Below are 21037 nucleotides of genomic sequence, written 5' to 3' on the forward strand. Positions count from 1 at the left end.
CCGGGCCGCAAGACCCGGCTCGCTCAGGCGCCAGGTCTTGCGTGAATGCTGCCGCGTTACTTCACATGCACCGTGATCGTCTTGCTCCACTCGGGGCCGTAGGACTGGTGCGCGCCGTTGGCGAACTGCGCGGTGAGCGTGTGGTCGCCCGGCGGCAGCGTGATATCGGCTTCGGTCTGGCCTTTGCCGTAGTGAATCGACTTGTCGTTGACCGGCACAACCGTGCCTTGCGGGAGCGGCTCGCCGTCAATCAACAGATGATGGTGGCCCGTGTTGGGCGTGACCGTGCCCGCGGGCGCGACCGTCATGCCGTCGATGCCGAATTTCACGTGCACCGGGTTGCTCACCGTCGCGCCGTCCTTCGGCTCGACGAAGTAGACGCCTTCAGCATGCGCGACACCGCTTGCGACCAGACATACCGCGAAGGTCATGCCAGCCAGCCAGGTTCTCTTCTTCATTGTTCGCTCCTCTCGATTGAAGGTTGCCAGATTGCGAGGTTCCAGCTCCCGCCCGTGACCCAGCATACACCGCAGCGATGACGCTACGCCGCGCACCTGACATGCCTCTGAAACGCCCGGCAAACGTCAAGCCGAAGGTGTCTCTACCGTTTTCCGGTAACATCGCGGGTCGCCCTCGGCCCGACTAAACGGGGCCATATGAAAGGGTTCTTGCGCAGCCGGGTGCTGCGAACTGCATTGAAAAAGGTGTGTTGTGAGCGAAGTCATCGAATACAAGAGCTGGGTCTGCCTGATCTGCGGCTGGATCTATAACGAAGAAGAAGGCTTGCCGGACGAAGGCATTGCCGCAGGCACGCGCTTCGCGGACATCCCCGAAGACTGGCGCTGCCCGCTGTGCGATGTAGGCAAGGCCGAATTCGCCGTCGTCGAGTTCTGAGCCTGAAGCGGCCCGCGAAGCCGCTTTAGTGAGCTTGAAAAACAAGAGCCGGGCGACATTTTCCAGCCGCATCGCCTTTGCTATACTCTTGCGCCTGCGCAGGCAACGTCCTCGCGCGGACTCCGCGCCATGACGGGTGACTTGGGAAACATGGCAGCTGGACGGAGTCGGGCCTTCTGCTCCCCGCAGCAGTACTGAGCGCTCCCTGTAGTTCAATGGATAGAACAAGTGCCTCCTAAGCGCTAGATGCAGGTTCGATTCCTGCCAGGGGGACCAGATTCACGCCCGATCCGATCCCGACTTTCGTCGCCCGTTTCCTGTTTCCTCCGTCGCCCACGCCGTTGCTCCTGTTGTTGCTTCGGCGCGGCCATCCCGGATTCCAGTTCCCGCTTTCCATTTTTCCCAGTGCTGCGCGGCACGCGTTTCGCTTCAGTTTCGCTCCTGAACTCCCGTCGAGTTTGAGTTGCGTCTGAATTTCCACGCGCGCCGCCGCGCTCTTTCGAGGCAGATCCACCATGGACATCAACAAGCAAGTCGCCGCCCTCACCCATTCCGAACTGCAGACCGCCGGCGCGAGCCAGGCGACCGCGATCGCCGTGAGCGTGCTGCTGCGTCACCTGAGCTCGCCGGAGCTGATCAAGCTGCTGTCGTCGGCATTCGAAAACCATCAGGCGGTGATGCTGCAAACGCCGTGGCCCGAGCAGATGCTGCAATCGTTCGAAGCGACGCGCCGCTTCCTCGAAGGCGCGGCGCAAGGCCCGGCACCCGCACCCGCCGCGTCCGACGCGCCGCAGGAGTAAGCAAGCCACACCACGAGAAGGTTGCATTCCGGGTTGCGCCAGCTTGCGCACCCGGGTTTGTCAATTGTTAACCTTCACGCGAGCGCGCATCGCCTACGATGGTTTCCAGCACGCCGGAGCAAAGCCGGAGACCATCGGAGACCCCCGCCATGACCTCGCCCTATGTTTTCGCCCTTATCGCTGCGCTTACGGCCGTCATTTATTCGTCGCTCACGATGCTGTTGCTGGGCTGAGGCAGGCGCGAAGTCCTCAATCGCCCTTGCGCCGGATCACCCCGTCGGATCGGTCAGATTGACTGACCAGGGTAAACGTGGAGAGCAAAAGCATTAAAGGTAGGGTCGGAACTGTCGTAATCTCCCTACATGGACACGCTCCGTCCCCTCCCGCCCGGCTACCTGATGTCGAATCTGATCGATCAGGATATTGCCCACATCCGTCGCGTCATGCCGCTCTCCCTCACGGGCGATCTCGGCGGGCCGATCCTCTCCGCGAATTACTGGCGCGCGCGCCTGCACCGGCTGCTCGACACTGGCCATATCAATAAAGGCCAGCTTGCCGACATCGACAGCCTGCTGGTGCAGATCGACCTGCACGAGCTGAACGCCGCCTCGATGGCCGCGAACCTCGCGAAGCAGGCCGCCAGCGCTCAGATCGCGAGTCACTAGCAGCACGCGGTTTCACACCGGCTTTCACACGGTTTCTTCTCTGGTTTGCCAGCGCGGCTCACTCGCGCAGGCGGGCTTGTGCACGTCAAATGCACGCCGAATGCCCACCGAATGCACGCGCTTTGTGCGATCCCGCCCGGAATTCCTGGTGCGGCGGGTCAAGCATCGGTCATAATGTCCGCCAAAATACCCAGAGAGGACTTCGTGCATCCGGCCAACCCGCGAGACCTGCTTGCGCAGGCACGTCAGCGTTTCACGCAGCAGCAGATTGCCACCCACGTCGGCAAGGACGTCAAGACCGTGCGCCGTTGGGAAAAAGGCGAGACGCCGTGCCCCGCCATGCTCGACGCCGCGCTGCGCGAACTGCTGCGCAGCACCGAGCCCGCTTCCGCCGCGACGGCCCACGCCCATGACGCGCCCGCGCGCTTTCGCTTTGTCGACCTGTTCGCAGGGATCGGCGGCATTCGCATGGGCTTCGAGGCGCACGGCGGCGCCTGTGTGATGACCAGCGAGTGGAACCCGTTCTCGAAGAAGACCTATCTGGAGAACTACGGCCCGAAGGACGGCGAAGGCCACGCCTACGTGGGCGATATCGTCGAATTTCCAGCCGCCGGGGTGCCCGATCACGACGTGCTGCTCGCGGGCTTCCCGTGCCAGCCGTTCTCGATCGCAGGCGTGTCGAAGAAGAACGCAATGGGCCGCCCGCACGGCTTCGAGTGCAGCACGCAAGGCACGCTGTTCTTCGACGTCGCGCGCATCATCGCCGAGAAGCGGCCCGCCGCGTTCCTGCTGGAGAACGTCAAGAACCTGCTGTCGCACGATCACGGCCGCACCTTCGACGTGATCCTGCAAGTGCTGCGCGACGAACTGGGCTACGACGTGCATTACCGCGTGATCGACGGGCGGCATTTCACGCCGCAGCATCGCGAGCGCATCATCATCGTCGGCTTTCGCGAGCCGACGCCGTTCACGTGGGACTCGCTCACGCTGCCGGAAGAAGGCCCGCGCCTTACCTCGGTGCTGCATCGCACCGACGGCAGCGAGCCGCTGCTGCCGTGGGACGGCGAGCGCTTCTTCGATCACGCCGCGCGCCGCGTGCAGCCGAAGTACACGCTCACACCCGGTCTCTGGGCCTACCTCCAGCAATACGCCGAGAAACACCGCGCGGCCGGCAACGGCTTCGGCTACGGCCTGGCGTTCCCGCATAGCGTCACGCGCACGCTGTCGGCGCGCTATCACAAGGACGGCAGCGAAATCCTCGTGCACCAGGGCGAAGGGCTGCGCCCGCGCCGCCTCACGCCGCGCGAGTGCGCGCGCCTGATGGGCTTTCCCGACACCTTCCGCATCCCGGTGAGCGATACCCAGGCCTACCGCCAGTTCGGCAACAGCGTGGTGATGCCGGTGATGCGCGAGGTGGCGCGCACGATGATGCCGCACCTCGACGCGGCGCTTGCGCGCGAAGCGGCCCCCGCGAAAGCGAAGGCCAAAGCGGGCGCGAAGAAACGCGCGAGCAGCGCCAAAGCGTCGAAAGGCGAAGCGGCGCTGGCCGCCTGACATCCGATGGTCGACGTCGTCGACAGCGCGACCCGCAGCCGGATGATGTCCGGCATTCGCGCTCGCAACACGCGACCTGAGATCCTGATCCGCAGCCTGCTGCATCGGCGCGGCTTTCGCTTCCGGCTCGACGTGCGCGACCTGCCGGGGCGCCCCGATATCGTGTTGCCGCGCTATCGCGCCGTCGTGCTGGTGCACGGCTGCTTCTGGCATGGCCACCACTGCGCGCTCTTCAAGTGGCCGTCGACGCGCCCCGAGTTCTGGCGCGCCAAGATCGGCCGCAACCGCACCAACGACGCCCGGACGCTGGCCGCGCTCACCGCGCAGGGCTGGCGTGTCGCCGTGATCTGGGAATGTGCGCTGCGCGGCGCGACGCAAGACCCGGAAGCGGTCGCCGAACGTCTTGCGGCCTGGCTTCGCGACGACACGCAGAGCTGGTTCGAAGCGCGTGCGGCGCAGCAGGAATCGCCCTAAGCCGGCACGGCGCGCGCCCTGCTGCGTTGCCTGAACCGTACCCATCGCGGTGCTAAACTCGATTAGATAATCAGCGCCCGGCGTGCTGTTTCCGCGCATGACGCATTCATGTCAGAACTCATGAGAAAGGAGGCAAGCGATGGCTGATTTCCGACTCTGGTCCGACGATTTTCCGAGTAACGGCTTCATGCCGAAGGCGCAGGAATTCGACGATCGGGCCTTTGGCGTCGAAGGCGACAATCTCTCGCCGGCGCTGCAATGGGATGCGCCGCCTGCCGACACGCAAAGCTTCGCCCTGACCGTCTACGATCCGGACGCGCCCACGGGCAGCGGCTTCTGGCATTGGGTGGTCGTCAACATCGCGCCCGACGTGCGCGCGCTCGCGCGCAACGCTGGCAGGGCCGATGGCAGCCTGTTGCCGCCCGGCGCCGTGCAGGTGCGCAACGACTACGGCACGGTGGGGTTCGGCGGCGCTGCACCGCCGCGCGGGGACAAGCCGCATCGCTATATTTTCCGCATCCACGCGCTCAAGGCGCCACAACTGCCCGTGACGCCCGAGACCACCAACGCGGTCGCGCGCTTCATGACGCACCTGAACGAACTGGACTCGACCACGTACGTCGGGCTGTACGAACTCAAATAAATCTTCACGCGGTTTGCGCGGCGCGCCCTGCGCCGCGCCACGACCCAAGACACCATCAGGAATCGATCTGCCAGACAGCGTGTGCCGCTTCGCGCGCGCCGTCCTCTTCATCAATGTCCACACGCACGCAATACGACCCGCCCAACGCCGCGCTTTCGGGCAACGCGCCCGACCCCGAGAGCGGCCTGCCCTTCCCGCAACGCTATTACGCGATCCTTGTGGTCGCGCTCGGCATCACGCTGGCCGTGCTCGACGGCGTGATCGCCAACGTCGCGCTGCCGACCATCGCGCACCATCTGCACGCAAGCGCCGCCAACTCCATCTGGATCGTCAACGCGTACCAGCTTTCGGTGACGATTGCGCTGCTGCCGCTGTCGTCGCTCGGCGACCGCATCGGCTATCGGCGCGTGTACCTGTGGGGGCTCGCGCTCTTCACGGTGGCGTCGTTTGGCTGCGCGCTCGCGACCTCGCTGCCCGCGCTCGCCATCGCGCGCATGGTGCAGGGTTTCGGCGGCGCGGGCGTGATGAGCGTGAACACCGCGCTCGTGCGCATGATCTATCCGCGCACGCAGCTCGGGCGCGGCGTCGCTATCAATGCGATGGTCGTGGCCATCGCCTCGGCGATCGGGCCGACGCTCGCATCCGGCGTGCTGTCGATTGCCTCGTGGCCGTGGCTGTTCGCGATCAACGTGCCGATCGGCATTGCTGCGTTCACGCTGGGCCTGCGCGCGCTGCCCACCAACGCGCGCCATCCGGCGCCCTACGACTATCTGAGCGCGCTCTTCAACGCACTGGTGTTCGGACTGCTGATCTTTGCCGTCGATGGCCTTGGCCACGGCGAAAACCCCGGCCTGATCGCGGCTGAATTCGCGGGCGCCATCGTGATCGGCTGGTTCTTCGTGCGCCGCCAGCTCAACCAGCCCGCGCCGCTGTTGCCGGTCGATCTGCTCGCCAATCCGCTGTTCGCGCTGTCGATCAGCACGTCGGTCTGTTCGTTCTGCGCGCAGATGCTGGCGTTCGTCGCGCTGCCGTTCATGCTGCAGGACGTCTATGGCTTTTCGCAGGTGCAGACCGGCCTGCTGATGACGCCCTGGCCGCTCGTCATCATCGTCGCCGCGCCGGTCGCGGGCGCGCTGTCCGACCGTTATCCGGCGGGCATGCTCGGCGGCGTCGGGCTGGCGCTGTTCGCGCTTGGGCTGCTGTCGCTGGCGACGCTGCAAGCGCATCCCACCGACGTGGAAATCGCCTGGCGCATGGCGCTGTGCGGCGCGGGCTTCGGCATTTTCCAGTCGCCAAACAACCGGCAGATCCTGTCGTCCGCGCCGCGCGAGCGCAGCGGCGGCGCAAGCGGCATGCTCGGCACGGCGCGGCTCACGGGGCAGACGCTCGGCGCTGCGCTGGTCGCGCTGATCTTCGGCGTCGCGCCCCAGCACGGGCCGACGCTCGCGCTCTATGTCGCGACCGCGTTTGCGGCAGTGGCAGCCGTCGTGAGCATGATGCGGCTGGTGCCGGGCCGGGCGGCGCAAGCGCGCGGCTGATCCTGCGGCGACTTTTCGGCGACTCTTCCGCGATCCCGCTGTGATTCTTCAGCCAATAAGGCCGCCTCGTTTTTGCGGCCAGCACGCACTACCATGGACTTACGGCGCACAACGCGCCGCAGTCCTGTCCTTCTGGCGAGTCAACCTTCATTTAGGGGGATTCCCATGTCTCTGATCGTCGCTGGCCGGTTCACGACCTTCCCCGCCGCCGAATCCGTCGCCGAAAAGCTGTTCTCGCGCGGCTTCGTCGAGGAAGACGTCAACCTCTTTTTTGTCAATCCGCGCGGGCAGCATGCGCGTCATACACCGCATCCGGTTCATCTCGCCGCCGCGCCGCCGCATCGCATCCGCAATCTCACTATGGGCGCGGTTGCGGGCGCCGTCGTGGGCGTCGCGTTGTTCGGTGCACTGCTGTCCGCTTCGTTGCCTTCGGTGCTGATTGCCGCGGGCGTGGGCGCGTGGATCGGCTCGCGCATCGGCGGCGGCTGGCAGCGACCCACCGAACACGAGGAGCGCGTGCATCACGAAACGCGCCAGTCGGGCGTGCTGCTCACGGTACATGTGAGCGCCGACAATCAGGCGATGGCCGCCGATATCCTGCGCGAAGCAGGCGCCGCCGAAGTCGAGCGCGCCACGGGCCAATGGCACGCGGGCCACTGGGCGGACTTCGATCCGACCGAAGCGCCGCATCCCTACGCCGAAGCCGGAGTGCAGCGAGCCTGACGCGCCGCTGAGGTTGGCTGAAGTTGCGGCGCAATAAAAACGGCGACTCGACAGTCGCCGTGGGTGGGTGCGTGCGTGCCGTGCGCTTGGCACGTACGAGTTCTTCTGCCCGTTAAGGCATCGCGCTTAACTCGCCTTGCTCGTGGAACTTGCGGCCTTGTCCGCCTGCGCCTTTGCAGCCGGCGCGGCGCTGCGCGCGCGCTCCGTTACAGAAGCCGCCGTCGCCACACTGCGCAGATCGGCAAGGAACGTGTCGCGCCACACTGAGAGGTTGTTCTCGCGCAGCGCCGCCATCATGTCCTGATAGCGCGACTGGCGCTCCGCGTGCGGCATCGACAGCGCGCGCTCCAGCGCCTCGGCGGTCTGGTTCAGGTCGTAAGGATTCACAACCAGTGCGCCAGGCATCTGCTCCGCCGCGCCCGCGAACTGCGAGAGCACCAGCACGCCCGGGTCTTCGGGATTCTGCGAAGCCACGTACTCCTTCGCGACCAGGTTCATGCCGTCACGCAGCGGCGCGACGTAACCCACCTGAGCCTGGCGGAACAGCGCCATCAGCAGATTGCGCTCGTATTTGCGGTTCAGGTACTGGATCGGCGTCCAGTCGAGCTGCGCGAAGCGGCCGTTGATGCGCCCAGCCTCGCCTTCCAGATTGCGGCGGATCGTCTGATAGGTCTGCACGTCGGAGCGCGTCGGCGGCGCGATTTGCAGCAGCGAGACGCGCCCATGCCAGCCGGGCCCGTTCTGCAACATGCGCTCGAAAGCCTGGAAGCGCTCGGCAAGTCCCTTCGAATAATCGAGACGGTCGACGCTCATAATGAGCTTGCGCCCGCGCATTGCGTCGCGCAGGCTGCGCACCGGCTTGCGGTCGGTGAACTGCGTCGCGGCCTTTTCAATGGCGTCCGGATAAATGCCGATCGGGTACGCCCCCACTTTCAGGAAGCGATCCCAGGCGTGAACCATGCCGTCGTCACTCGACGTGCCGTGGCCGCCGCGCTCGACGTAATCGAGGAACGCCTGGCGATCGGCGTCGGTCTGGAAGCCCACCACGTCGTAGTGGCACATGAACTTCATCAGTTCTTCGTGCGGCGGCACCGAGCGCATGACTTCGGGCACCGGCAGCGGAATGTGCAGGAAGAAGCCGATCGGATTCTTCACGCCGAGGTCGCGCAGGCAGCGCGCGAACGGAATCAGGTGATAGTCGTGAACCCAGATGATGTCGTCGGGCTGGATCAGCGGCTTGAGCTGACGCGCAAGCGTGACGTTCACGCGCAGGTAGCCGCCGTATTCCTGGCGCTCGTAGCGCGCGAGGTCGTTGCGGTAGTGGAACGTCGGCCAGAGCGTCGTATTCGAGAAGCCCTTGTAGTACTGGTCATAGTCACGCCGGGTCAGACCGACCGTCGCGTAAGTGACGCTGCCCTGTTGTTCGATGACCGGTTCAGTCGGTTCCGCGACGGTTTCGCCGCTCCAGCCAAACCATACGCCACCGGTTTCCTTGAGCGCATCCAGCACGCCGACCGCAAGGCCGCCAGCGGCGGGACGCCCTTCCTGGGTCGGTGCAACGCGATTCGATACCACGATCAGTCTGCCCATTGCGGCTATACCTCCTGTTTCGTTGGGTCCGGGGACGGTGCACTGCACTATCACGCAAGTTGCATGCCGTGCCGTCGTGATCCGGCGCCTTATTGGCTGCTTTTCTGGCTTTCCATGGACTTTCTGCGCCGGTTCTAGCGCCCGGCGCGGGCGAGCAAAGACGCCGCGAAAACCGGCTGGAACCGGTTCGATCGCGTCGCAACATTCAGGCTTCGATGCGCTGCGAGAACACGCAGCGCAGTGACAAATTCAGGCGTCCTGCTCGGAACCGAGATCGCGCTGATAGTCGATCCCTTCGGCACGCGCGCCGCCCTGGTTGTGCTCGCCATCCGGCGGCACGCCGGGCGCCGGGCGATTCTGGTTCGCGGGATCCGGATGGTTGCTGGCCGACGGATCGGGGAAACCGGAGGCACCGGCTCCGGCGGGGTTGCCCACCTTCTGATCGGCGTCGCGCGGGCCACGCTTGCCCGAGTGACGTGCAGACCGGCGCAATGCGGGATGTCTCATGTCGATGCCTCCAGCGGTCAGGCCGTCACACGGCGGTCGCATTTTTATAGTCTAGGAATCGCCGCGTGAAATTGCCGGTAAATATGGCGAGGCTTTTGTAACTAGTACATAAAACGCATCGTCAGCAGGCGCGCGACATGCGAGGGCCGCATGCTGCGCCGCCGCGTGACTGCACGCGGGCATCGCTATCGGCTGGGACTTCGGCGGTTTGCCGCGTCCCCAATTCGACGTGACAGATCCAGCCCGCCCAGCGCGCCCACCTCGCCCAGGCGGCGCGGCCCGCGCGCTGGGCGATGCGCGCGACATGCGCCTGTTGCTCGTGAGCCAGCTCGTCCGACCGGTTCGCGCGCTTATCGGCAGTCGGTGCAACGCGCATCGCCGGATAAAGACGCGGATCGATCGAGCGCGGCACCTCGGCGGGTTGCGGCGGTGGATCGCCGACCGGCGGCACATCGGGCGTGCCGGGCTGATCGGGCGGAGGATCGTCGGGTTGCGGAGTGTGCGCGAGCCAGGGCTTCACGCGGAAGGGATCGGATTGTCTGCAGCTTGGCATCGCTCGCTCCTCGAAAGGGTCTATCGAGCGGGTTGCAAGCCACATACCAGCGCGCCGGAAGCCGCACAAAACCAGGGAAAGACACGCAACACCATACCCTGCCGTGCGCGCGAGGCGCATGGCGGGCAGGCTGTGGTCAACGGGAAACGGCAGGAAGGTGCGAATTACATCGCTTGCAGGCAAGCGCCGCAACATGGGCGCGAGCCTGCTCAGGAGAACATTCAGGTTGCGGCGCGCGCGGGCGCTTCGTTCTTGCCGCCGCCACCGCCGCCCGTCTCGTTACCGTACTCGACGAGGCGGTTGTAGAGCGTCTTCAGGCTGATGCCGAGGATTTCCGCCGCGCGTGTTTTCACGCCGCCACATTGCTCCAGCGTCGCCAGAATCAGCTGCCGGTCGGCGTCGGCGAGCGACGTGCCGAACGGAATCGTCACCGCCGTGCCCGCGACCGGCTTGGACAGCGAAATCTGCAACGGCACGGCCGCTGTGAGATCGCCTTCGTTGCCCGCCATGATGTGCGCGCGCTGCACGTAGTTCTTCAGCTCGCGCACGTTGCCGGGCCACGGATAGGTCGCCAGCATCTCGCGCACGGCCGCCGGGAACTGCTTCTTCGTGCCGTGTCGCTCGTTAAGCTCGTCGAGGAAAGCCTGTGCGAGCAGCTCCACATCCTTGCCGCGTTCGCGCAGCGGTGGCAGGTTGATCGGGAACACGTTCAGGCGGTGATAGAGGTCAAGACGCAGCTTGCCCTCGGCGACGGCCTGCTCCGGATCGCGGTTGGTCGCCGCGATCAGGCGCACGTCGGTCTCGATTTCCTTGGTCGTGCCCACGCGCATGAACATGCCGGTTTCGAGCACGCGCAGCAGCTTGACCTGCAGCTCTATCGGCATTTCGGTGATTTCGTCGAGGAACAGCGTGCCGCCGTTCGCGCGCTCGAAATAGCCCTTGTGCTGGCGATCCGCGCCCGTGAACGAGCCGCGTTCGTGGCCGAACATTTCCGACTCGATCAGGTTCGGCGAGATCGCGCCGCAGTTCACCGCGAGGAATTCGTGCTTGCGGCGCAGGCTCAGCTGGTGAATCGTCTGCGCGGCGACTTCCTTGCCGGTGCCCGACTCGCCCACCAGCATGACCGACGCAGGCGTGACCGCGACGCGGCTGATCTGGTCGTAGACATCCTGCATCGCCGGCGAATTGCCGAGCATCAGGCCGAAGCGGCCCATGCGGCGCAGTTCGCCGCGCAGCGTGCCGATTTCGGCCTTGAGGTCGCCCGCGCGCGGCAGGCGGTTCAGGATCGCCTTCACGCGCTGCAGGTTGATCGGCTTCACGAGATAGTCGATCGCGCCGTTCTTGAGCGCGTCGACAGCCGTCTCGACGGTCGCGTGGCCCGTGATCACGACAAGCTCCACGCCGGAGCGCGGATCGAGATCCTGGAACAGATCGGTGCCGCTGCCATCGGGCAGCTTCAGGTCGGTGAAGACGACGTCGGGCATCTGCCGGATCAGCTGGATGCGCGCCTCGCGCAGGTCGCCCGCCTGGGCGGTGGTGAGGCCGTCTTCGCCCACCACGGCGGCGAGCGCTTCGCGGGTTTCTGCGTCGTCATCGACAATCAATACATGTGGCATCGCGTCTCGTCAGCCCTGAAAGGTGAGTGGTTCCCATGCGCGATACATACCACGCCGCGAGCACGACGGATACGCCGGACAACCTCGACCGGCGCCGAAAGCCTCGTGGCGCGTGCGTTGCGCTGCAATGGAGTGCGAAACGGTCGGGCGCGTTCTAGACGGCAAACGCGCGGCTTTAGCTGCACTGTAGCGACAAAGCGCAACAATACTGCCAACAGCGCGCAACCCGAACCTCGATTGTTGTAGATATCACCATTATAGACAGATTCGAGATAGCTCGGCGCGCGCTACGGGACGCTCAGGACGCTCCAGACACGAGCGTCGCGATCCAGGGCGCGCGACCTTCCCGCTGCTACAAAGCGCCCGGAGCGCCCGCACGATGCACGCGGGCGCTCCGGGCGTCAAAAAACAACATCAATGCCGCGTGGCGGAATCCGCATCGCTGGTCGGAAACGGCCAGGCCGCGCTCGCGTCGTCCTGCGTCATGTCGCGCTCGTGGGTCGGCGCCGACGATGCGGACATCGCCGACGATGGCGACGTTCTGGCAGCCGCGGCGTTGAGCGCATTGCTGGCGGTTTCGGACAGCGACCCGCCCTCGTCCTCCCAGCGGCTCAGGTCGCCGTGCAGATGTTGCCGCTGCATGCGATGACGCTGCGACCAGCGCAGCGCCAGCATGCCGGCGGTCGCGCCCAGCGCGCCGACTGCAAACAGGGTTCCGAACAGTCCAGGCTTGTTCTTTGGCATATCGACTCTCCCAAAATCTTCGCCGCGCGACACGCAAACGGCGCACAAACGGCGCGCAAGCGACACGCAAACGACTCGCAATCCCGCTCGCGCGCGCGGCTATCCGGTTCGACGCGTACGCGCCATGGGAGTTGCGCAGCACGAGGCGTGCCAGATCCTTCAAAAATGGTAAAAAATCGCGAAAAAATTGCAATGAGCACCGGCTGACAACCGCCAGACGCTTGCCCGCAAGCGCCAATGGCGCGTGCAATCCGGGCACGTCCATTGCCCTGCGAGGCGTCGCAGTGGTTAAATGTTTACGAGATGGAAACTCTGCGGCCGCCGGCACGACATCGTTCGCGTCAGTCCTGCCCGGCCGCCGCCCGTCCGAAGCCAGCGCGCGCAGCCACGCGCAAGCTCACGCAGCACGGTGAAAGCGCATGCGCGCAACACGCCCTGCGACTGCACTCAAGCGGCACACCGCGCGAGGGCAGCCAGTGCATACCGGCCTCGGGCCACTTACCAACTTTGCAGGACGAATACCCTATGGCGTCAATCGAGCCGGGCTCGCCCGCCGCCGAACGAGATGAACCGCGCGCCACGCGTGTCGAACGCGAAGCGCGCCGCAACGAAAAAGGCAACGAACAAGGTCGCAAACCGGCCAGGGAATCGGCCCAGCCCGCCGAAGGCGCGCAGGCGCGCGTCCCCGGCCTGCAGTCGTACGGTCTGCTCTACGGTTCATCGGCGATCATGCAGGACTTGTATGCGCAGATCGAACGCGTGTCGGTCACCGACGCCACCGCGCTGATCGTCGGCGAATCGGGCACCGGCAAGGAACTGGTCGCGCGCACGATTCACGATCGCAGCGAGCGTCGCGACGGCCCGTTCATCGCCGTGAACTGCGGCGCGATCCCCGACGAGCTGATCGAAGCCGAACTGTTCGGCCATGAGAAAGGCAGCTTCACCGGCGCGGTGCAGGCGCGCGACGGCCACTTCGAGCACGCGCGCGGCGGCACGCTGTTCCTCGACGAAGTCACCGAGATGTCGCTGCTCCACCAGGTCAAGCTGCTGCGCGCGCTCGAAACCGGCGACTACCGTCCGGTGGGCAGCAACGAGACGATTCGCGGCGACGTGCGCATCATCGCCGCGACCAATCGCGACCCCGTCGTGGCCGTGAAGGACAACGCGCTGCGCGAGGACTTGATGTATCGCCTTGCCGTGTTTCCGCTGCGCGCGCCGCCGCTGCGCGAGCGCGAGCGCGACCGCGAACTGCTCGCCCAGCTCTTTCTCACCGAGCTCAACGAGCAGAGCGGCACGCAGAAGGTGTTCAGCAAGCGCGCGCTCGAAACCGTGCGCAACTGGTCGTGGCCGGGCAACGTGCGCGAGCTGAAGAACGCCGTGTACCGCGCGTTCATCCTTGCGGAAAAGCAGGTCGAGATCGCCCATCCGCAACTCGTGCCGAAGGTGAAGAAGCCCGTCACGCAGGGCGATGCGATGAGCGTGTGGATCGGCACGCCGCTCGCCGATGCGCAGAAGCAGATCATCCTGGGCACGCTCAAATACTGCGGCGGCGACAAGCGACTTGCGGCGCGCACGCTCGGCGTGAGCCTGAAGACGCTGTACAACCGGCTGGGCAGTTATGGCGCGGAAGATGGCGATGCGCCGCTCGCCGACGATGGCGAAAACGACGACGAGGCACGCGACGCAGGCTAAGCGGCCTCCTTCGCGAGGCCACGCTAAAACGCACAAAAAGGTCGTGCACGCAACCATGCAATATCAAGCGGCGCACGACCTTTTTCAATTTCTTGCATTTTCCCTATCCCTTTTGCAATTGTCATCCTGCACAATCCGCAGCACGAAATAGCACCCTGTTCTCATTCAAAGGTGCATCAATACGTGCTGGAACGTTGCGCTGGGCGACGTCCAGCCGCCAGCGGCAGGGAATGAACATGCAAGAACGACGTGCCTGGGCGTGCAACGCGCCATCGACGGCACCGCGCAATACGTCAGGCGATGACGCCGCGCGGCCCCGACTTTTCTCCTCGCTCGCGACAGCGGCAGCAGGCTGGCGACGCAGCGCCTCGCTCACGCTGCTCGCGGCGGCCGCGAGTCTCGCCTGCTCCGCGTGCAGCTCGCTTTACTCCGAAGGCGCGCAAACGGGCGCCGGCATCGCGGGCGCAGCAGTTGCTGCGAAGGTCACCAATAACGCCGCGGTCGCGACCGGCATCGGTCTGGGGGCGCTCGCCGCCGCCAAGGCCGGCGTGCAGTACTCCGAACGCGTCGTCCACCGCAACACCCAGGACAGCATCGCAAAGGCTGCCGGGCCGCTCGATGTAGGCGGCGTCGCGCCGTGGTCGATCGTCCATTCGTTCCCGATCGAAGAAGACGCGCATGGCCGCGTCACCGTGAGCCGCGCGATCAGCACGGGCGCGCTCGACTGCAAGGAAATCGTGTTCTCCGTCGATCAGGACGCGACCAAGGACAAGGCCGCGACGAGCGCGTTTTACGTGGCCTCGGTGTGCCGCGACGGCGAAACGTGGAAATGGGCGTCCGCCGAACCCGCCACCGATCGCTGGGGCGCGCTGCAATGAGCGGCGTGCACCGCTTGACACCTATCGCCCTGCCCGCCGCGCGTCTCTTGACGCTCGCGGCGTTGTGCGCGGGCGTCGCGTTCGGCGTGAGCGGCTGCGGGTCGATTGGCGCAGCCAGCGGCGCGGCGGCGGCCGCCGCCACCGGCATCGTCACGGCCAATCCCGCCATCGGCGTGGGCGTGGGCATTGCCGTGCAGGCCGCCACCGACGAAGCCGTCAACCGCTTCATGAAGAACATGCACGCCGACCAGCAGGAAATGATCGCCGAGACCGCCGGACGCCTGCCGGTAGGCGGCAGCGACAGCTGGCGCATCAAGCACAAGTTGCCGGTCGAGAACGGCCACGGCGAGGTGCGCGTGACGCGCGCGTTCGCATCGGCGCTCGCGCTGTGCAAGGACTTCGTGTTCTCGGTGCAGGACGGCGACAAGCCCGACTCGCCGCAGCAGTGGTACACGGCCAGCGCCTGCCACGACGACAGCGGCTGGAAATGGGCCACCGCCGAACCCGCTGTGGAGCGCTGGGGTGCGCTGCAATAACGGCACTCACGCCCTGCCACACGTAAAAAAACGGTCGCCGAAGCGACCGTTTTTCATTTGCGCCATGCGCGAGCGGGAAGCACCGAAAAGATCAGGACTCCACGTCTTCCAGGCTGAAGATTTCCGACTGGTCGTTGTACGAGAAGATCTCGCCGTAACGGCCCCAGTCGATCACGGTGTCGAGCGTCTCTTCCGCCGCGCCATCGGAGAGGAAATCTTCCAGCTCCTGCTCGAAACGCACGCGCGGCGCGCGATGGCCCGGACGTTCGTTGAGCACCTTCTTGATTCGCGCGGCAAGCGGCACATGGCGCAGCAGATGTTCCGCGAACATCATCTTGCGCTCCTGGGTGCCGAATTCGGCGAACACGCGCGCGGGCGGCGTGAGCAGCACATCGCCTTCGCGCACATCCGCGAAACCGAGGTACTGGAGCACTTCCGCGATCGGGAACAGGTCGTCGACCTCCAGATGCAGCGAGCGCGCGATTTCCGGCATGTCGGCGCGGCCGTGATACGGCGCCGCCGCCAGCGTTTCGATCAGACCCGCCATCAGGTTGGTGGACACGCGCGGCAGCCAGCTGCCCAGCTCCAGCCCCTTCTTCGTCGATTCATCGGTCTGGCGCGCGGTCATCTTCGCGTAGATGTCGTCCACGAGCTTGCGGAACGCCGGGTCGAGGCGGTTGCGCGGGTGCTTGAACGGCACCTTGATTTCGGCGACCACGCGGCCCGGATTCGACGACAGCACGAGGATGCGGTCGCACATGAACACCGCTTCTTCGATGTTGTGCGTGACGATCAGGATCGATTTGATCGGCAGGCGGCCTTGCGTCCACAGGTCGAGCAGGTCGGTACGCAGCGTTTCGGCCGTCAGCACGTCGAGCGCCGAAAACGGCTCGTCCATCAGCATCAGGTTCGGATCGACCACCAGCGCGCGCGCGAAGCCCACGCGCTGGCGCATGCCGCCCGACAACTCGCGCGGGTAAGCGTTTTCGAAGCCGTCCAGACCGATCAGGTCGATGGCGGCCAGCGCGCGTTCGCGGCGCTCGCGCGCGCCCACGCCCTGCGCTTCCAGACCCGCTTCCACGTTTTGCAGCACGGTGAGCCACGGGAACAGCGCGAAGGTCTGGAACACCATCGCCACGCCTTTGGCCGGGCCGTCGAGCGGCTTGCCGCGCCACGTCACTTCGCCCGCCGTCGGCTCGATCAGGCCGGCGATGATGCGCAGGAGCGTCGACTTGCCCGAGCCGGAACGGCCCAGCAGGCCGACGATCTCGCCTTCACGCAGCGACAGGTTGGCGTCGTCGAGCACGAGCAGCTCGCCCTGGTTCTTGTTGAAGCCCCGGCACACGTTCTGCACGCGCAGGAGTTCTTCGCCAATGCGCGGCGGATTCGGAGCCGTCTGCACGTCGCCGTGCGGGGTGCTGAGGGTCTTGGGGTTTTGCATCGCTTTGCCTTCGAGCGTTCGAATATTCGGTCAGTTGCGATCAGTCACGATCAGTCACGATCAGTCCAGCCGCAGGCGCGACTCGGCGTAGGTGTAGAGCGGACGCCAGAGCACGCGGTTGAACAGCGTGACGAACAACGACATCACAGCGATGCCGAGGATGATCTTCGGATAGTCGCCGGCGGCGGTCGTCTGCGCGATATACGCGCCGAGGCCGTGCGCCGCGACCTTGGTGTCGCCCCATTGCACGAACTCGGCGACGATGCTCGCGTTCCACGCGCCGCCCGACGCCGTGATCGCGCCTGTGATGTAGTACGGGAAGATGCCCGGCAGCATCGCCTGACGCCACCATTGCGAACCGCGGATATGGAAATTCTTCGCGGCCTCGCGGTAGTCGTTCGGATAGGCGCTCGCGCCCGCGATCACGTTGAACAGGATATACCACTGCGTCCCCAGCACGATCAGCGGCGAGAGCCAGATGTCTGGATTGAGGTGAAAGCGCACGATCACGATGACGAACACCGGGAACAGCAGGTTCGCGGGGAACGCCGCGAGAAACTGGGCGAGCGGCTGGATCTTTTCGGCAAGCGCCGGGCGCAGGCCGATCAGCACGCCGAGCGGCACCCAGATCACCGAGGCAATCGCAATCAGCAGCACCACGCGCAGCAGCGTGATGACGCCGAGCACGAGCACGTGCCCCACTTCGTCGAGCGTGACACCCGTGCGCACGTACGCGACCACGCGCCACACGACGTAGACGGTCAGCGCGATCACAAACACGGCCCAGATCGCATCGCCCAGTTTCCCGCGCAGACCGCTGCTGCCCGCCTTCGCAGGCGCGGCGCGCTGCACCACAGGGAACGACGGCAGCGCGAACGGCAGACGGAACGGCACGCGCGCGGCCTTGGCGAAGAACCAGCCGAGCGGCACCATCAGTTGATGGATCAGATGCGTGCGGCGGAACAGGTTGAGCAGCCACGATTCAGGCGCGTCGCCGGAACTCGTGTTCTCCATGCGGAACTTGTCGGCCCAGGCGACGAGCGGGCGGAACAGCAACTGGTCGTAAGCCAGGATCACGACCGTCATCGCCAGGATCACCCAGCCGATGGCATGCATGTTCTTTTCAGTGATCGCCTGGGCCAGATACGCGCCGACGCCCGGCAGCGTGATCGTGTTGTTGCCCACCGTGATGGCTTCGGACGCCACCACGAAGAACCAGCCTCCCGACATCGACATCATCATGTTCCAGATGAGGCCCGGCATCGAGAACGGCACTTCCAGCTTCCAGAAGCGCTGCCAGCCGGTCAGGTGGAAGCCCTTCGACACTTCGTCCAGGTCGCGCGGCACCGTGCGCAGCGACTGGTAGAAGCTGAAGGTCATGTTCCAGGCCTGACTCGTGAAGATCGCGAAGATCGCCGCAAGCTCGGCGCCCAGCACGCGAGACGGGAACAGCGCGAGGAAGAACGTGACCGTGAAGGAGATATAACCCAGCACCGGCACCGACTGAAGAATGTCGAGAATCGGCACCAGCACCTGGCCCGCGCGGCGGCTCTTGGCCGCGAGCGTGCCGTAGACCAGCGTGAAGATCAGCGAGGCGACCATCGCCGCCAGCATGCGCAGCGTCGTGCGCATCGCGTACTCCGGCAGATTGGCCGGGTCGAGCGAGATCGCCTGGGTCTTGAGCACGGCGATGGGCGCCAGGGTTTCGTGGAAACCGACGGCCGCCATCGCGATCAGGCAGATGATGAGCGGGAACGCGACGAAGTCCCAGCGATTGGGCAGCACGCGCCACGCCGAAGCGTTGGCCGTGCGGTTCAGGTTGAAGCTAAAGTCCATTCAGACGCCCTCCCCGCGTTGCGGTAGATGAATACGACTCACTGCGGCACAGCAAGCGAGGTTCAGCTCAGTACAGCCGAAGGAAAACCCGGGAAAGCAATCGACAACGGCAAGCGGCATGGACTCGGTCTTTCAATAGCGTGGATTGGCGTGAGCGGCGTGAAACGGCCTTGCCCGGAAACGGCACGACACTACACCAACAACCGTGACAGATTCAACCTTGCGCCCGATCTCGACGATCCGTCGCAAAGTCCCGTCCGGCGGGGCTTTCGGGCTGCTTTCGGAGGCATTCCGGCGACCTTCCAGCGGCGGTCGGCACAGTTGCGCAGGTCACTCCGACAGCGCGCCTCAAGGTTCGCTCCCGCGCCGCCCTGCAATGCGAACCGCATCAACCTGGCGCTATCCAGGCCGCTTGCGCAGGTTTTGTGTCGGTATGACCGTCATATGCGCACCTTTTGCGCCTTCTCCCCCGCCAATCGAGAGTTAAAATCGCGACACGGCAAGGCTCGCCGAACGTCCTGCATGCACCAGATGCACCAAAGGATGCCGTGCCAATCCGCCCGGTTACCCGAGCGCCCACCCTCGCACTCACGAACCAGAAGGCCGATGAACAGGAGACTCTTGCGTCAGGCTGCCGGACCCATCGGGGTCGTGGTGGTCGCGCTCGTCTGCTGGCTGGGCGCCGGCTGGCTCGCCGACCGCATGGTGCGCCAGGAGCTCGACGCCGCGCTCACCTCGCAGCGCCAGATGACGCGCTCGGTCGTCGACAACATGGCCGAGGTCATCGCAAGCGACCTGTCGATGTCGCGCGCCATCCCCGCGACCATGGCCGAGACCCACATCGTCCAGAACGCGCTTTCCACGGCCGCGCATTATGCCGCCTCGCACAGCTCGACGGAACTGGCGCGGCGCGAGGAACTCCAGCACGTGAGCGCACTCACGGGCGTCAACCGCTTCCTGCACGACGCCCAGGGCTTCTCGGGGCTCGACGCGATCTGGCTCGTCAACGCCAACGGCATCTGCATCGCGTCGAGCAACGCGATGGACAAGATCTCCTACGTCGGCGTGGACATGCGCCCACGCGCCTACCTCACCGACACGCTGCTCGGCGCATTCTCCGAAACCTACGGCGTAGGAACGTCGAGCGGCGAGCCCGGCATTTTCGTGGCCGCGCCCGCCTACGACAACGGCCTGCTGGTGGGCGCGGTGGTCGCCAAGGTCAGCATCGCGCGGCTGCGGCACTGGGTCACGCACCCGGGCACCTTCGTCTCCGACAGCAATGGCGTGATCGTGATGGCGCACGACAGCAGTCTCGAAGGCCTGGCCATGCCAGGCTCGCACGTCGAGGAGATGAACGCCGTCGATCGCGTGAACACCTACCTGCGCGAACGGTTCAGCGAAATTTCCCTGCAAAGCGCCGCGCGCGCCGCGAGTTCCCAGGCGCCATGGATGCCGGAGGCCGACGCGAACGCGCTCGTCGATCTGCCGGGCCGCCAGGCGCCCGCGCTTTACGAGGAACGCGGCGGGCTCAATTCGGGGTTATCGGCGCATCTGGTCGATCCGCTCGTTTCGTGGCCTGAACTGCTCGCCAATCATCGGCGCGACCGGCTGCTGATTTTTCTGACGCTGGCCGGGTCAGCGGCGCTCGCCGCCGTGATTTCGATAGCGTGGGTGCGCGAGCGGCGCCTGCACCGCGCGAGCCGCGACCTGACCGGCCAGTTGCAGGCCGCCAACGCACTGCTCGCCGCCGAGGCGCGCCACGATGCGCTCACGGGCGCGCTGTCGCGCCGCTACTTCCTCGACCTGCTGCGCCGCGAGATCGACAGCGCCTATGCGCACGGCCAGCCGCTGTGCATGGCGATCGCCGACCTCGATCACTTCAAGCAGATCAACGACCGCTTTGGCCATCCGGCGGGCGACCGCGCCCTGCAGCATTTCGTCGAAACCTGCCGCGCCGAACTGCGCTCGGATGACGCGGTAGGACGGCTGGGCGGCGAGGAGTTCGGCATCCTGCTGCCCTCGACGTCGCTATCGACCGGCCACGACGTGATCGAACGGCTGCGCCGCGAAGTGAAGGCGAGCCACGCCGCCGGATTGCCCGCGGAGGCCAACCTGAGCGTGAGCATCGGCATCACCGAACTCGCGCCGTCCCAGGATCAGCCCGAGCGCCTGATGAGCCGCGCCGACCTCGCGCTCTATATGGCCAAGGCAGGCGGACGAGATCGCTGCGAGGCGATGACCGCCGATGGCGCCGTGCCGCCGCGCACGGCCGCCGAAACATGGTGATTCCGGTAACAGACGGAAAGCCGCACGGATGGTGCGCTGCAAGGCTCGGCCAGGGCTTTGGCCTCCA

General features: G+C 65.6%; 20 protein-coding genes and 1 tRNA gene. 13 read left to right on the plus strand and 8 right to left on the minus strand.

Annotated features, from left to right (window positions below; all coding sequences use genetic code 11):
- Positions 1 to 56 precede the first annotated feature (56 nt).
- Complete coding sequence (locus BBA01S_RS11445) at positions 57 to 458, minus strand: DUF4399 domain-containing protein (protein WP_027816561.1); 402 nt, start codon at positions 456 to 458, stop codon at positions 57 to 59.
- A gap of 253 nt (positions 459 to 711) precedes the next feature.
- On the opposite strand from BBA01S_RS11445, the gene BBA01S_RS11450 reads away from it, so the two are divergent.
- The 9 genes from BBA01S_RS11450 (at position 712) to BBA01S_RS11500 (ending at position 7291) form a co-directional block, all read left to right on the plus strand.
- Positions 712 to 894, plus strand: coding sequence for a rubredoxin (locus BBA01S_RS11450; RefSeq protein ID WP_027816562.1), 183 nt, complete (start codon positions 712 to 714; stop codon positions 892 to 894).
- A 201-nt stretch (positions 895 to 1095) separates the two neighbouring features.
- Positions 1096 to 1170: transfer RNA gene (locus BBA01S_RS11455), tRNA-Arg, on the plus strand.
- Positions 1171 to 1409: 239 nt separating this feature from the next.
- Positions 1410 to 1694, plus strand: a complete 285-nt coding sequence (locus BBA01S_RS11460) for a hypothetical protein (RefSeq protein ID WP_027816563.1) — start codon at positions 1410 to 1412, stop codon at positions 1692 to 1694.
- Positions 1695 to 2056: 362 nt separating this feature from the next.
- The gene (locus BBA01S_RS11470; protein WP_245641478.1) at positions 2057 to 2359 is read left to right on the plus strand and encodes a hypothetical protein; all 303 of its coding nucleotides are present in this window, start codon (positions 2057 to 2059) and stop codon (positions 2357 to 2359) included.
- A gap of 174 nt (positions 2360 to 2533) precedes the next feature.
- A complete protein-coding gene (gene dcm, locus BBA01S_RS40915; RefSeq protein WP_084162072.1) occupies positions 2534 to 3913 on the plus strand; it encodes a DNA (cytosine-5-)-methyltransferase in 1380 nt (459 codons plus the stop codon).
- A gap of 6 nt (positions 3914 to 3919) precedes the next feature.
- Entirely contained in the window at positions 3920 to 4387 is a 468-nt protein-coding gene (locus BBA01S_RS11485) for a very short patch repair endonuclease (RefSeq protein ID WP_027816565.1), read from the plus strand.
- Between the two features lie 139 nt (positions 4388 to 4526).
- A complete protein-coding gene (locus tag BBA01S_RS11490) occupies positions 4527 to 5030 on the plus strand; it encodes a YbhB/YbcL family Raf kinase inhibitor-like protein (RefSeq protein WP_027816566.1) in 504 nt (167 codons plus the stop codon).
- Positions 5031 to 5143: 113 nt separating this feature from the next.
- A complete protein-coding gene (locus tag BBA01S_RS11495) occupies positions 5144 to 6568 on the plus strand; it encodes an MFS transporter (RefSeq protein ID WP_084162074.1) in 1425 nt (474 codons plus the stop codon).
- A gap of 165 nt (positions 6569 to 6733) precedes the next feature.
- The gene (locus tag BBA01S_RS11500) at positions 6734 to 7291 is read left to right on the plus strand and encodes a hypothetical protein (RefSeq protein ID WP_027816568.1); all 558 of its coding nucleotides are present in this window, start codon (positions 6734 to 6736) and stop codon (positions 7289 to 7291) included.
- Between the two features lie 126 nt (positions 7292 to 7417).
- On the opposite strand, the gene otsA is transcribed toward BBA01S_RS11500, so the two are convergent.
- The 5 genes from otsA to BBA01S_RS11525 form a co-directional block, all read right to left on the minus strand.
- Positions 7418 to 8881 (minus strand): alpha,alpha-trehalose-phosphate synthase (UDP-forming), encoded by a 1464-nt coding sequence (otsA, locus tag BBA01S_RS11505; protein WP_027816569.1) that lies wholly within the window; start codon positions 8879 to 8881, stop codon positions 7418 to 7420.
- A 249-nt stretch (positions 8882 to 9130) separates the two neighbouring features.
- Complete coding sequence (locus BBA01S_RS11510; protein ID WP_027816570.1) at positions 9131 to 9388, minus strand: hypothetical protein; 258 nt, start codon at positions 9386 to 9388, stop codon at positions 9131 to 9133.
- A 121-nt stretch (positions 9389 to 9509) separates the two neighbouring features.
- A complete protein-coding gene (locus BBA01S_RS40920; RefSeq protein ID WP_042296837.1) occupies positions 9510 to 9941 on the minus strand; it encodes a hypothetical protein in 432 nt (143 codons plus the stop codon).
- Positions 9942 to 10162: 221 nt separating this feature from the next.
- Complete coding sequence (locus BBA01S_RS11520; RefSeq protein ID WP_027816571.1) at positions 10163 to 11557, minus strand: sigma-54-dependent transcriptional regulator; 1395 nt, start codon at positions 11555 to 11557, stop codon at positions 10163 to 10165.
- A 414-nt stretch (positions 11558 to 11971) separates the two neighbouring features.
- Positions 11972 to 12301 carry a hypothetical protein gene (locus tag BBA01S_RS11525; protein WP_027816572.1) on the minus strand — a complete coding sequence of 110 codons (330 nt, stop codon included), beginning with the start codon at positions 12299 to 12301 and terminating at the stop codon, positions 11972 to 11974.
- 525 nt (positions 12302 to 12826) lie between these two features.
- On the opposite strand from BBA01S_RS11525, the gene BBA01S_RS40925 reads away from it, so the two are divergent.
- The 3 genes from BBA01S_RS40925 to BBA01S_RS11540 all read left to right on the plus strand — a co-directional run bounded on the left by BBA01S_RS40925 (position 12827) and on the right by BBA01S_RS11540 (position 15407).
- Positions 12827 to 13993, plus strand: coding sequence for a sigma-54 interaction domain-containing protein (locus tag BBA01S_RS40925; protein ID WP_042296839.1), 1167 nt, complete (start codon positions 12827 to 12829; stop codon positions 13991 to 13993).
- Positions 13994 to 14229: 236 nt separating this feature from the next.
- On the plus strand, positions 14230 to 14871 hold the full coding sequence (locus tag BBA01S_RS11535) for a hypothetical protein (protein WP_245641479.1): 642 nt from the start codon (positions 14230 to 14232) through the stop codon (positions 14869 to 14871).
- Between the two features lie 14 nt (positions 14872 to 14885).
- A complete protein-coding gene (locus BBA01S_RS11540) occupies positions 14886 to 15407 on the plus strand; it encodes a hypothetical protein (RefSeq protein WP_027816574.1) in 522 nt (173 codons plus the stop codon).
- A gap of 91 nt (positions 15408 to 15498) precedes the next feature.
- On the opposite strand, the gene BBA01S_RS11545 is transcribed toward BBA01S_RS11540, so the two are convergent.
- Both BBA01S_RS11545 and BBA01S_RS11550 read right to left on the minus strand, forming a co-directional pair.
- Complete coding sequence (locus BBA01S_RS11545) at positions 15499 to 16848, minus strand: ABC transporter ATP-binding protein (protein ID WP_027816575.1); 1350 nt, start codon at positions 16846 to 16848, stop codon at positions 15499 to 15501.
- A gap of 60 nt (positions 16849 to 16908) precedes the next feature.
- Positions 16909 to 18684 carry an ABC transporter permease gene (locus BBA01S_RS11550; RefSeq protein WP_027816576.1) on the minus strand — a complete coding sequence of 592 codons (1776 nt, stop codon included), beginning with the start codon at positions 18682 to 18684 and terminating at the stop codon, positions 16909 to 16911.
- A gap of 606 nt (positions 18685 to 19290) precedes the next feature.
- On the opposite strand from BBA01S_RS11550, the gene BBA01S_RS11555 reads away from it, so the two are divergent.
- Complete coding sequence (locus BBA01S_RS11555) at positions 19291 to 20970, plus strand: GGDEF domain-containing protein (protein WP_027816577.1); 1680 nt, start codon at positions 19291 to 19293, stop codon at positions 20968 to 20970.
- The last annotated feature ends 67 nt before the right edge of the window (positions 20971 to 21037 follow it).

The sequence above is a fragment of the Paraburkholderia bannensis NBRC 103871 genome (assembly GCF_000685015.1).
In the GTDB taxonomy this organism is placed as follows: Bacteria; Pseudomonadota; Gammaproteobacteria; order Burkholderiales; family Burkholderiaceae; genus Paraburkholderia; species Paraburkholderia bannensis.

Excerpts from the sequence above, each read along its gene's own strand:
- BBA01S_RS11470 (WP_245641478.1), top strand. The coding sequence starts at position 2,057 with ATGGACACGCTCCGTCCCCTCCCGCCCGGCTACCTGATGTCGAATCTG.
- dcm (WP_084162072.1), top strand. The coding sequence starts at position 2,534 with ATGTCCGCCAAAATACCCAGAGAGGACTTCGTGCATCCGGCCAACCCG.
- BBA01S_RS40920 (WP_042296837.1), bottom strand. The coding sequence starts at position 9,941 with ATGCCAAGCTGCAGACAATCCGATCCCTTCCGCGTGAAGCCCTGGCTC.
- BBA01S_RS11510 (WP_027816570.1), bottom strand. The coding sequence starts at position 9,388 with ATGAGACATCCCGCATTGCGCCGGTCTGCACGTCACTCGGGCAAGCGT.
- BBA01S_RS11520 (WP_027816571.1), bottom strand. The coding sequence starts at position 11,557 with ATGCCACATGTATTGATTGTCGATGACGACGCAGAAACCCGCGAAGCG.
- BBA01S_RS11485 (WP_027816565.1), top strand. The coding sequence starts at position 3,920 with ATGGTCGACGTCGTCGACAGCGCGACCCGCAGCCGGATGATGTCCGGC.
- BBA01S_RS11545 (WP_027816575.1), bottom strand. The coding sequence starts at position 16,848 with ATGCAAAACCCCAAGACCCTCAGCACCCCGCACGGCGACGTGCAGACG.
- BBA01S_RS11445 (WP_027816561.1), bottom strand. The coding sequence starts at position 458 with ATGAAGAAGAGAACCTGGCTGGCTGGCATGACCTTCGCGGTATGTCTG.
- BBA01S_RS11550 (WP_027816576.1), bottom strand. The coding sequence starts at position 18,684 with ATGGACTTTAGCTTCAACCTGAACCGCACGGCCAACGCTTCGGCGTGG.
- BBA01S_RS40925 (WP_042296839.1), top strand. The coding sequence starts at position 12,827 with ATGGCGTCAATCGAGCCGGGCTCGCCCGCCGCCGAACGAGATGAACCG.
- BBA01S_RS11555 (WP_027816577.1), top strand. The coding sequence starts at position 19,291 with ATGAACAGGAGACTCTTGCGTCAGGCTGCCGGACCCATCGGGGTCGTG.
- BBA01S_RS11535 (WP_245641479.1), top strand. The coding sequence starts at position 14,230 with ATGCAAGAACGACGTGCCTGGGCGTGCAACGCGCCATCGACGGCACCG.
- BBA01S_RS11495 (WP_084162074.1), top strand. The coding sequence starts at position 5,144 with ATGTCCACACGCACGCAATACGACCCGCCCAACGCCGCGCTTTCGGGC.
- BBA01S_RS11500 (WP_027816568.1), top strand. The coding sequence starts at position 6,734 with ATGTCTCTGATCGTCGCTGGCCGGTTCACGACCTTCCCCGCCGCCGAA.
- BBA01S_RS11525 (WP_027816572.1), bottom strand. The coding sequence starts at position 12,301 with ATGCCAAAGAACAAGCCTGGACTGTTCGGAACCCTGTTTGCAGTCGGC.
- otsA (WP_027816569.1), bottom strand. The coding sequence starts at position 8,881 with ATGGGCAGACTGATCGTGGTATCGAATCGCGTTGCACCGACCCAGGAA.
- BBA01S_RS11490 (WP_027816566.1), top strand. The coding sequence starts at position 4,527 with ATGGCTGATTTCCGACTCTGGTCCGACGATTTTCCGAGTAACGGCTTC.
- BBA01S_RS11460 (WP_027816563.1), top strand. The coding sequence starts at position 1,410 with ATGGACATCAACAAGCAAGTCGCCGCCCTCACCCATTCCGAACTGCAG.